We start from the raw sequence: 10128 nt of genomic DNA on the forward strand, positions 1-10128 counted from the left end.
ACGGGCTGACCGGCGACGGCCGGTCAGCCGGTCCGGTCGGTCCGGTCGGACCGGTCGGCCTGGTCGGACCGGTCGGACCGGGAGGCCTGGTCGGCCGGCTGGACGACGGCGAGCAGGGCGCCGAGTTCGACCTGCTGGCCGGGGCTGACGCGCAGTTCGGTGAGGATGCCGTCGGCGGGCGCGGTGACGCGGTGTTCCATCTTCATCGCCTCCAGCCAGAGCAGCGGCTGGCCCGCGGTGACGACGTCCCCGGCGGCGGCCGCCGTGCGGACGACGGTGCCGGGCATCGGGGCCAGCAGGGCGCCGGGCTCGGTCTGCTGGGCGGGGTCGGGGAAGCGTTCGAGCGCGGTGAGCACGGTGGTGCCGTTCGCCGAGTCCACGTGTACCTGGGCGCCGTGCACGGCGACCCGGAAGGTTCGGCGCAGTCCCGCCGCGCTGAGCACGACGCGCTCTGCGGAGGCGGCGAGCAGGGTGGTGCCGGGGTGGCCCTCGGCGCGCAGACCGTCCCTGGTGAGGCGGTAGCGGATCTCGTGCTCGGTGCCGTCGGCGGCCAGGTACCGCTTCACCTGGGGCTGGGAGGGCAGGTTGCGCCAGCCCGAGGGCAGCGCCGTACGGCGCGCGGCCGCGTCGGCGAGCGCGGCGGCCAGGGCCGGCAGCGGGTCGGGTTTGGCGGCGCGCGGGAGCAGTTCCTCGGCGTGCTCGGCGAGGAAGCCGGTGTGCAGCCGGGCGTCCAGGAAGGCCGGGTGGCGCAGCGCGGCGGCCAGCAGTTCGCGGTTGGTGGTGAGGCCGTGGATCCGGGCGCGGGTGAGGGCGTCGGCCAGGCGCCGGGCGGCGGCGGCGCGGGTGGGGGCCCAGGCGATGACCTTGGCGAGCATCGGGTCGTAGTGGATGCCGACCTCGGTGCCGTCCTCGGCGCCGGAGTCCAGCCGTAGGCCGGTGTCCTGCGGGGCGGTGGTGAACTCGGCCCGTACGCCGGGGATTTCGAGCCGGTGCAGGGTGCCGGTCTGCGGCTGCCAGTCGCGGGTGGGGTCCTCGGCGTACAGGCGGGCCTCGATCGCGTGGCCGCGGGCGGCGGGCGGCTCGGCGGGCAGGGCCTCGCCCTCGGCGATCCGCAGCTGGAGGGCGACCAGGTCGAGGCCGGTGACGCACTCGGTGACGGGGTGCTCGACCTGGAGGCGGGTGTTCATCTCCAGGAAATGGAACCGGCCGTCGGGTGCGAGCAGGAACTCGGCGGTGCCGGCGCCGGTGTAGCCGATGGCGTGGGCGGCGGCGGTGGCGGCGTGGTGGAGCTCGGCGCGCAGCCCGTCGGCGAGGCCGGGGGCCGGTGCCTCCTCGATGACCTTCTGGTGGCGCCGCTGGAGCGAGCAGTCGCGTTCGCCGACGGCCCAGACGGTGCCGTGGGTGTCGGCCAGCAGCTGGACCTCGATGTGGCGGCCGGTGGGTAGGTAGGGCTCGCAGAAGACCTCGTCCGAGCCGAAGGCCTTCATGGCCTCGGCCCGGGCTGCTTCGAGCTGCCCCGCCAGCTCCTCCAGCCGGCGCACCACCCGCATGCCGCGCCCGCCGCCGCCGGCTGCGGCCTTGACCAGCAGCGGCAGGTCGCGCTCGGTGGGCTCGGCCGGGGTGGTGAGCACCGGCACCCCGGCGGCGGCCATCAGCCGCTTGGCCTCGGTCTTGGAGCCCATCGCGGCGATGGCCCGCGGCGGCGGGCCGATCCAGGTCAGCCCGGCCGCCAGCACGGCCCGGGCGAAGTCGGCGTTCTCGGACAGGAACCCGTACCCGGGGTGGACGGCGTCGGCGCCCGCCTCCAGCGCGGCCCGGACGATCAGGTCGGCGCGCAGGTAGGTGTCGGCGGGCGCGGCGCCGGGCAGGTGGACCGCGGTGTCGGCCTCGCGGGTGTGCGGCGCCTCGGCGTCCGGGTCGGAGTACACGGCCACCGTGGCGATGCCCAGGTCCCGGCAGGTACGGAAGACCCGGCGGGCGATCTCGCCACGGTTGGCGACCAGCAGGGAGGTGATCATGTCGTTCGTGTCCCTCACATCCGGAAGACGCCGTAGCCGCGCGCGCCCTCGACGGGGGCGCTGTGGATCGCGGAGAGGCAGAGGCCGAGCACGGTGCGGGTGTCGCGCGGGTCGATGACGCCGTCGTCGTAGAGCCGGCCGGAGAGGAAGACGGGCAGTGACTCCGCCTCGATCTGCTGCTCGACCATGGCCCGGATCGCGGCGTCCGCGTCCTCGTCGTACGGCTGCCCCTTGGCGGCCGCCGACTGCCGGGCGACGATCGACAGCACGCCCGCCAGCTGCTGCGGGCCCATCACCGCGGACTTGGCGCTCGGCCAGGCGAACAGGAACCGCGGGTCGTACGCCCGGCCGCACATGCCGTAGTGCCCGGCGCCGTAGGAGGCGCCCATCAGCACCGAGATGTGCGGGACCTTGGAGTTGGACACCGCGTTGATCATCATCGCGCCGTGCTTGATGATGCCGCCCTGCTCGTAGTCCTTGCCGACCATGTAGCCGGTCGTGTTGTGCAGGAAGAGCAGCGGGATGTCACGCTGGTTGGCGAGCTGGATGAACTGGGCCGCCTTCTGCGACTCGGCGCTGAACAGCACGCCCTGGGCGTTGGCGAGGATGCCGACCGGGTAGCCGTGCACGCGCGCCCAGCCGGTGGCCAGGCTGGCTCCGTACAGCGGCTTGAACTCGTCGAAGTCCGAGCCGTCGACCACCCGGGCGATCACCTCGCGCGGGTCGAAGGGCACCTTGAGGTCGCCGGGGACGATGCCCAGCAGCTCGTCCTCGTCGTACCTGGGCGCCGGGGCGCACGGGTGCGGCGCCGGGCCGGCCTTGTGGTGGTTGAGCCGGGCGACGATCCGGCGGGCCAGGCGCAGCGCGTCCGGCTCGTCGACGGCGAAGTGGTCGGCCAGACCGGAGGTGCGGGCGTGCATCTCGGCGCCACCGAGCGACTCGTCGTCGGACTCCTCGCCGGTGGCCATCTTGACCAGCGGCGGGCCGCCGAGGAAGACCTTGGCGCGCTCCTTCACCATCACGGTGTGGTCGGACATCCCGGGGACGTACGCGCCGCCGGCGGTGGAGTTGCCGAAGACCACGGCGATGGTGGGGATGCCTGCGGCGGAGAGCCGGGTGAGGTCGCGGAACAGCGCGCCGCCGGGTATGAAGATCTCCTTCTGGCTGGGCAGGTCGGCGCCGCCGGACTCGACCAGGTTGACCAGCGGGAGTCGGTTGCGCAGGGCGATCTCGTTGGCGCGCAGTGCCTTGCGCAGCGTCCACGGGTTGCTGGCGCCGCCGCGTACGGTGGCGTCGTTGGCGGTGATCACGCACTCGACGCCCTCGATCACCCCGATGCCGGTGACCGTGCCGGCGCCGACGGGGTGGTCGCTGCCCCAGGCGGCGAGCGGGGAGAGTTCGAGGAAGGGCGAGTCCGGGTCGACGAGCAGTTCGATCCGCTCGCGGGGCAGGAGCTTGCCGCGCGCCCGGTGCCGTTCGACGTACTTGGGGCCGCCGCCGGCCAGTGCCTTGGCGTGTTCGGTGTCCAGCTCGGCCAGTCTGGCGAGCATCGCGGCGCGGTGCTCGGCGTACTCCGGGCCGGCCGGGTCGAGCCGGGTGGGCAGGACGGTCACAGCAGGGCCTCCGGGATGTCGAGGTGGCGGGCGCGGAGCCACTCGCCGAGCGCCTTGGCCTGCGGGTCGAAGCGGGCCTGGGCGGCGACGCCCTCGCCGAGCAGCCCCTGGATGGTGAAGTTGACGGCGCGCAGGTTCGGCAGCAGGTGCCGGGTGATGGTCAACCCGGCCGTCTCCGGCAGCAGTTCGCGCAGCCGCTGGACGGTGAGGGTGTGCGCCAGCCAGCGCCAGCCGTCCTCGCCGCGGGCCCAGACGCCGAGGTTGGCGTCGCCGCCCTTGTCGCCGCTGCGGGCGCCGGCGACCAGCCCGAGCGGGGCCCGGCGGGTGGGTCCCGGTTCCAGGGGCCGCGGCAGCGCCGGGGGCGGGACGTCGGCGAGCTCGCGGGTGGCGGGGGCGGGCGGTACGGCGGTGCGGGTGCCGTCGGGCAGGACGGCGGTGTGGTCGACGGCCTTGGCGGCCACGTAGGCGGCCTCGAAGACGCCGTACGGTGCGCCCGGGCCGGGCAGCGCGGTGAGGTGGAAGCCGGGGTAGCTCGCCAGGCCGAGCTCCACGGCGGCCGCGCTGACGGCCCGTCCGACCCTGGCCTGGTCGGTGTCCCGGACGGTCAGCCGCAGCAGCGCGCTGGCCTCCTCCTCACTGCCCGCGTCGGGGTGGTCGGTGCGGGCGAGGGTCCAGCGCAGCTCGGCGGGGTGGTCCGGTGCGAGGGCCTGCTCCAGCTGGGTCCGTACCAGCGCGGCCTTGGCGTCGATGTCGAGGCCGGTGAGCACGAAGACGGCCTCGTTGCGCCAGCCGCCGAGCCGGTTGAGGCCGGTCTTGAGGGTGGGCGGCGGGGCTTCGCCGCGTACGCCGTCGATCCGGACCCGGTCGGGGCCCTCCTGGGTGAGCCGGACGGTGTCGAGCCGGGCGGTGACGTCCGGGCCGGCGTACCGGGGGCCGGCGGTCTCGTACAGCAGCTGGGCGGTGACGGTGCCGGTGGTGACGGCGCCGCCGGTGCCGGGGTGCTTGGTGATCACGCTGCTGCCGTCCGCGTGCAGCTCGGCGAGCGGGAACCCGGGCCGGGTGGCGTCGAGTTCGCCGAAGAAGGCGTAGTTGCCGCCGGTCGCCTGGGCGCCGCACTCCAGCACGTGTCCGGCGACGACCGCGCCGGCGAGCGCGTCCAGGTCCTGCGGGCCCCAGCCGAAGTGCGCGATGGCCGGGCCTGCGACCAGGGCCGCGTCGGTGACCCGCCCGGTGACCACGATGTCGGCGCCGGCGTTCAGGCACTCGGCGATACCGAACGCGCCGAGGTAGGCGTTGGCGGCGAGCAGCCCGGCGGGCCAGCCGAACTCCGCGGCCCGGGGCAGCAGGTCGTCGCCCTCGACGTGCCCGACGCGGGCGGCGAGTCCCTGACGTCCGGCCAGTTCACGGATGTCGGCTGCGAGTTTGGCGGGATTGAGGCCGCCGGCGTTGACCACCAGACGGACGCCCCCGTCGAGGGCGAGCCCCAGGCACTCCTCCAGCTGGCGCAGGAAGGTCTTGGCGTAACCGAGCCGCTGGTCCTTCAACCGGTCGCGGGCCAGGATGAGCATGGTCAGCTCGGCCAGGTAGTCGCCGGTCAGCACATCCAGCGGCCCACCGGTGAGCATCTCGCGGAAGGCCGCGAAGCGGTCCCCGTAGAACCCCGAAGCATTGCCGATCCGCAGCACCCTACGCCTCCCCTGCCGGTTTCCTTCGGGCAGCAGCGTGGCATCGGGAAGAAGAAAAAGCAATCATGCCTGCTTGTTTTGATGCGAGACCCACTCGGGGCGCGTCTCGCGCCCGGTGTGACCGGAATCGATAGGTGGCGGTTGGCGGCGCTAGATGGCGAGACGGCCGCGCTCGGCGCCGTGACCTGGTGTGACTGGGCACGCTACTTGTCGCCGACTGCGTCACTCGACGTGCGGTTCGGCGGCCAGGTCAGCACGACAACTGTCGCTGGATCAGCGAGGTATCTGACGGCTGGCTTCCGGCTTGCGAATCCTGGCCGGTTTGTGGTCTGGACCGCACAACCCGGGTGCGGTTTGCTCGTACACCGACCGGACCCACAGAGGGGGGCCGGAAGGAATCCGGGGGAAACACCATGACCCGCTCGATCAAGGCTCTCGCCGCGCTCGCCATGGCTGGGGCATCCATCTTCTGCGCGACCTCGCAGGCGTCCGCCGACCCGAACCCGAACAACCACGGCTCCGCCCCGCAATGGATCCAGCTGACCACCAGCCACTACGTGGGCGTCTACACCTCCCCCGACGCGGGATCCAGCAAGTACAACAACATGACCCTCCCGCCGAACAGCGGCTGGGTCTGGGCGGACTGCTGGGTGGCCGGGGGGTACGTCGGCAGTGACGGTGATGTCTGGTACCGCACCGAGGCCGTGTGGCAGTACGGCCAGTCGGTCGGTGTGGGGGTGACTTGGACGTTCGCACCGTACGTGGACGGCGCGACAATGTTCCATGTCGTGCCCGGTCTGCCCCACTGCTGAACCCAGCCTGTGGACACACAGCGGCCCCGCGTACCGTTCCCGGTGCGCGGGGCCGCTCGCATGCTGTAACGCTCGGCTTCGGCGGGGTGAGGCCCTTCATCAGCAATGCCCTACCGCGCATTCTGGACGACGGATTCCTCGCTGACACGACAGCCAGCCTGCTGCGTCACACCGGGGGATTCGCCGACGGCAGTGCGCTCCGGGGCGCTGAGTCGCCGACTATCGCTGCCAACTCCCGCCAACTACGACTGACCAGAAGTGCCGTGACCAGCGCAAACGCGGCGCTCGTCTCGCCACCTATCGCTGACGGTCACACCCGGTGTGACCGGAACCGATAGGTGGCGGTTGAAACCGATGGGTGGCGGCTCCACACTCCCGCCACACTGAGTGACTTGAGCCGGGCCACGATAGGTGGAACCTGGCCAGGCATGTTGGAACTACTGGAGGCGTATCGCAGTCCGGACAAGGTCGGCGACGGCTCTGGACCGGCTGTGCGGTGGCCAGGCGATCACGGTGGTGACTTTCGGCGCGTCCAGAACGGGCACGGCGGCGAGGTCACCGTGCAGTTGAGCTCGGCACGACTCCGGTGAGACCGCGCAGGCACGGCCGAGCGCGACGAGCTGCAACAACTGCGCGTGGTCGCGGACCTGCGGGCCGGGGCCGGGCGGGTAGGTGCCGTCGGGGTCGGGCCAGCGTGGCAGGGGCAGGCCGGGCAGCCCGGTGATGTCGGCCATGTGCACATAGGTCCGGACGGTGAGCGGATGCCCGGCCGGCAGGATCACGACCTGGCCCTCCGTGCTGAGCTCTTCGGTGTGGAACCCGGCCGTCGAGTCGAACGGCCGGTGCAGTAGCGCCACGTCGGCCCGGCCCTCGCGCAGAAGTCGTTCCTGCTCGGCCGGGCCGCACAGAATGACGTCGACGGGAACCGCGCCGGGTTCGGCGGCGTACGCGTCGAGCAGCTTCGCCAGCAGTTCGCTGGACGCGCTGGCTTTCGTGACCAGGACCAGGCCGGGACGGCCGGTCGCGGGCAGGGCGGCGCGGCGGGTCCGCCGCTCGGCGGCGTTGACCGCGTCGAGGGCCGCCCGGCCCTCGACCAGCAGCACCCAGCCGGCCTCGGTCAGCGTGACCGTGCGACTGGTCCGATCCAGCAGCGCTGTCCCGAGTCGACGTTCGAGCTGCCGGATCGCCCGTGACAAAGGCGGCTGGGTGATCCCGAGCCGCTGTGCGGCGCGCCCGAAGTGCAACTCTTCAGCGACGGCGACGAAGTACCGCAGTTCCCGGGTCTCCATGCCGCCACGGTATCCCGGATCAATACCTGGACAGTATCGTTGCCCACCCGATCGGTGTTGGACCCCGTCGGGGCCAGAGAGCAGCATGGTCCCCATGAGCGAACGAACGATTGCGCTGGTCACCGGCGCCAACAAGGGAATCGGCTACGAGATCGCTGCGAGCCTCGGCGCACTCGGCTGGGGTATCGGCGTCGGCGCCCGCGACGAACAGCGCCGCAACGCCGCGGTGGACAGACTGCGCGCGGCCGGCGTCGAGGCATTCGGCGTACCCCTGGACGTGACCGACGACGCGAGCGCGACCGCCGCCGCACGGCTGATCGAGGAACAGGCCGGACGCCTCGACGTGCTCGTCAACAACGCCGCCATCACCGGCGGCATGCCCCAGGAACCCACCCGGGTCGATCCCGCCACCGTCCGGACGGTCGTGGAGACCAACGTGATCGGCGTCATTCGCGTCACCAATGCGATGCTGCCGCTGCTGCACCGCTCCGCCGCACCACGGATCGTGAACATGTCCAGCAGCGTCGGCTCCCTCGCCCGGCAGTCAGGACCCGCTGCCGAGCAGACTGCAGGTCCGGTGTCCGTGGCGTACGCGCCGTCGAAGGCGTTCCTGAACGCCGTCACCCTTCAGTACGCCCGGGAGCTGAGCGGCACGAACATCCTGATCAACGTCGGTTGCCCCGGCTACGTCGCGACCGACCTCAACGGCTTCCGCGGCGTGCGCACCCCCGAACAGGGCGCGGCGATCGCCATCAAACTCGCGACCCTGCCCGACGACGGCCCGACTGGACAGTTCTTCAACGACGCTGGCGTAGTTCCCTGGTGATGTGCAGGACCGTCATCGCCCGCCGGGGTTTGCTGCTTCGCCCGCGCGTCTCGAACAGGTTCACCAACTGCGGCAGCCGCCGCGGTAAACGCTCCGGCGCCCAGGGCACCGCTCCGCACCTCAACTGGTTCCAACATGAACGGCAATTCACCCCTGGTTGCGAGAAGCGTGACCAAATGGTTCTGACAAGCGTGTCCCACGAGGCCCAAACCGCCAGCTCGCCACTCCCTCGTGGTTCCAACTACCGCGTCCCGGCTCATGACTGTGACTCGGCAGGCTCACTGTCGAGTCAGCATGGGATCTGTCATCCAGAGCGGGCTACGGCCCTAAATGATCAGACGCCCGCCGGGGTCCGGGTCTGTCCAGGCAGCGAATGGGGTCTCGCCCCTTGCTTCGAGCCGCCATTGACCAAGAACCCGACGTTGATCAGCCCCGGATGGCCCCAGCACGCGGTCCTGGACCATCTCCACACCCCGGAAGGAAACGGCTTCTGGGGAACCCTGCGGAAGATCCTCGACGACTACACCCAGCAGCTGACACAGAAGATCGATGCAACCATCGCCTAAGCGCTCGTCTCACTCTCCGTAATCGATAGCCGTGGCGACCGCCAACTCTCGCTTCCAGAAACCGCCAACCACCACTTCCAGCCGACGCAGCCACCTGCACGCACCGCAGACCTGCCCGCCAACTACAACTTCCAGTCACAAGACCGGAATCGATCGTTGGCCACGCGCACTGCAGTCACAGCGAGTAGGTGCAGCCACAGCTTTTGGTTGACACAAGCCAGCCGTGGTTGGCACCGCTCGCGCCGGCCAACTGCCGAGACCACGAGGCGGGTTGTGGGCGCGGGTGCACTGGCGGCGCCCGCAGGCGCCAAGGCCGGAACGCGGAGCCCTACCGGCGCCGGCTCTGGCACATCAAAGACCAGCAGGAGACGGGCGGCCGTGTCCGCCCGGGCCCTCGACGGCTCGCCGCCAACCGTGACGAGCTCGTTGGGCTGCCGCCTGGCGCACCTAGAAGTCCACCTCGCGTCGTAACGGGGGCGCCGGGCAGCCGCCTCCGGCCCTCCAGCGGCCCCACCATCGAAGGCACATCGGCCATCTCCCATCGCCGAGCACGACTTGATCACACGATCCCTCCCGCGGTGACAACGGCACCGTGTCCGTCAGGGACACCCGCCGATCACACGGGGCAGGGCAGCGACTTCCGAAGAGGGAGGCACTCTCCGGCGGCACTCTGGTGTCGCTGGAGCAACTCTGACACCATCTCAGTCGAGATGAACAGACAGTGGGCGAATGGTTCATCTCAGCTGCATCAACGTAGTCGTAGACCGTCGAGAAGATTTGAGGCTGGCATTGAAGACCTTACGGAACCACATCCCGAATCTGGTGACGGTCGTGTTGTTGTTGCTGGGCATGATGACCGCCGCAACTGCGCAAGCACAGGCGGCCCCGCAGCAGCTCGCCGCCAGCACGACCATATGTTCCAACTCCCCCATCCCGACAGGATGGGTCATCACAAGCTCATACAGCAGCTGGGGCTGTCCCGGCACCGGAGTCTCGTACACCATCACCGATTCGAGCACGCTGACCAGCATCGCCGTCTGCTCCATGTCCCCCATCCCGACGGGGTGGGTCGTCACATGGTCCTACAGCAGCAACAACTGTGCCGGCACCGGCGTCGGCTACAACATCAACAACACCGCCAACCAGACCAGCATGGGCGTCTGCTCCATGTCCCCCATCCCGACGGGGTGGGTCGTCACATGGTCCTACAGCAGCAACAGCTGCGCCGGCACCGGCGTCGGCTACAACATCAACAACACCGCCAACCAGACCAGCATGGGCGTCTGCTCCATGTCCCCCATCCCGACGGGGTGGGTCGT

General features: G+C 71.0%; 8 protein-coding genes and 1 pseudogene. 4 read left to right on the top strand and 5 right to left on the bottom strand.

Annotated features, from left to right (window positions below; all coding sequences use genetic code 11):
- Positions 1 to 23 precede the first annotated feature (23 nt).
- From ACIBH3_RS15420 to ACIBH3_RS15430, 3 genes are read right to left on the bottom strand one after another with little or no spacing between them, the layout of a single operon-like run.
- Positions 24 to 2018, bottom strand: coding sequence for an acetyl/propionyl/methylcrotonyl-CoA carboxylase subunit alpha (locus ACIBH3_RS15420; RefSeq protein WP_396312456.1), 1995 nt, complete (start codon positions 2016 to 2018; stop codon positions 24 to 26).
- A gap of 14 nt (positions 2019 to 2032) precedes the next feature.
- Entirely contained in the window at positions 2033 to 3631 is a 1599-nt protein-coding gene (locus tag ACIBH3_RS15425; protein ID WP_396312457.1) for an acyl-CoA carboxylase subunit beta, read from the bottom strand.
- A complete protein-coding gene (locus ACIBH3_RS15430) occupies positions 3628 to 5316 on the bottom strand; it encodes an acyclic terpene utilization AtuA family protein (protein WP_396312458.1) in 1689 nt (562 codons plus the stop codon). The genes ACIBH3_RS15425 and ACIBH3_RS15430 overlap by 4 nt, the downstream gene beginning before the upstream one ends.
- 413 nt (positions 5317 to 5729) lie before the next feature.
- Here ACIBH3_RS15430 and ACIBH3_RS15435 point away from each other — a divergent pair, with 413 nt between their 5' ends.
- Positions 5730 to 6128 (top strand): hypothetical protein, encoded by a 399-nt coding sequence (locus tag ACIBH3_RS15435; RefSeq protein ID WP_396312459.1) that lies wholly within the window; start codon positions 5730 to 5732, stop codon positions 6126 to 6128.
- Between the two features lie 437 nt (positions 6129 to 6565).
- Here ACIBH3_RS15435 and ACIBH3_RS15440 read toward each other — a convergent pair whose 3' ends face one another.
- On the bottom strand, positions 6566 to 7417 hold the full coding sequence (locus ACIBH3_RS15440; protein ID WP_396312460.1) for a LysR family transcriptional regulator: 852 nt from the start codon (positions 7415 to 7417) through the stop codon (positions 6566 to 6568).
- Positions 7418 to 7511: 94 nt separating this feature from the next.
- On the opposite strand from ACIBH3_RS15440, the gene ACIBH3_RS15445 reads away from it, so the two are divergent.
- On the top strand, positions 7512 to 8243 hold the full coding sequence (locus ACIBH3_RS15445; protein WP_396312461.1) for an SDR family NAD(P)-dependent oxidoreductase: 732 nt from the start codon (positions 7512 to 7514) through the stop codon (positions 8241 to 8243).
- A 422-nt stretch (positions 8244 to 8665) separates the two neighbouring features.
- The gene (locus tag ACIBH3_RS15450) at positions 8666 to 8809 is read left to right on the top strand and encodes a hypothetical protein (RefSeq protein ID WP_396312462.1); all 144 of its coding nucleotides are present in this window, start codon (positions 8666 to 8668) and stop codon (positions 8807 to 8809) included.
- Between the two features lie 734 nt (positions 8810 to 9543).
- On the opposite strand, the gene ACIBH3_RS15455 is transcribed toward ACIBH3_RS15450, so the two are convergent.
- Positions 9544 to 9855 (bottom strand): hypothetical protein, encoded by a 312-nt coding sequence (locus ACIBH3_RS15455; protein WP_396312463.1) that lies wholly within the window; start codon positions 9853 to 9855, stop codon positions 9544 to 9546.
- On the opposite strand from ACIBH3_RS15455, the pseudogene ACIBH3_RS15460 reads away from it, so the two are divergent.
- Positions 9854 to 10128: pseudogene (locus tag ACIBH3_RS15460) on the top strand (hypothetical protein); the annotation flags it as partial. The gene ACIBH3_RS15455 and the pseudogene ACIBH3_RS15460 overlap by 2 nt on opposite strands.

Origin of the sequence: Kitasatospora sp. NPDC050543, assembly GCF_044457565.1 — a bacterium.
In the GTDB taxonomy this organism is placed as follows: domain Bacteria; phylum Actinomycetota; class Actinomycetes; order Streptomycetales; family Streptomycetaceae; genus Kitasatospora.

Bases quoted from the DNA above. Each gene is read 5' to 3' on its own strand.
- ACIBH3_RS15440 (WP_396312460.1), bottom strand. From the start codon at position 7,417: ATGGAGACCCGGGAACTGCGGTACTTCGTCGCCGTCGCTGAAGAGTTG.
- ACIBH3_RS15455 (WP_396312463.1), bottom strand. From the start codon at position 9,855: ATGGAGCAGACGGCGATGCTGGTCAGCGTGCTCGAATCGGTGATGGTG.
- ACIBH3_RS15435 (WP_396312459.1), top strand. From the start codon at position 5,730: ATGACCCGCTCGATCAAGGCTCTCGCCGCGCTCGCCATGGCTGGGGCA.
- ACIBH3_RS15420 (WP_396312456.1), bottom strand. From the start codon at position 2,018: ATGATCACCTCCCTGCTGGTCGCCAACCGTGGCGAGATCGCCCGCCGG.
- ACIBH3_RS15445 (WP_396312461.1), top strand. From the start codon at position 7,512: ATGAGCGAACGAACGATTGCGCTGGTCACCGGCGCCAACAAGGGAATC.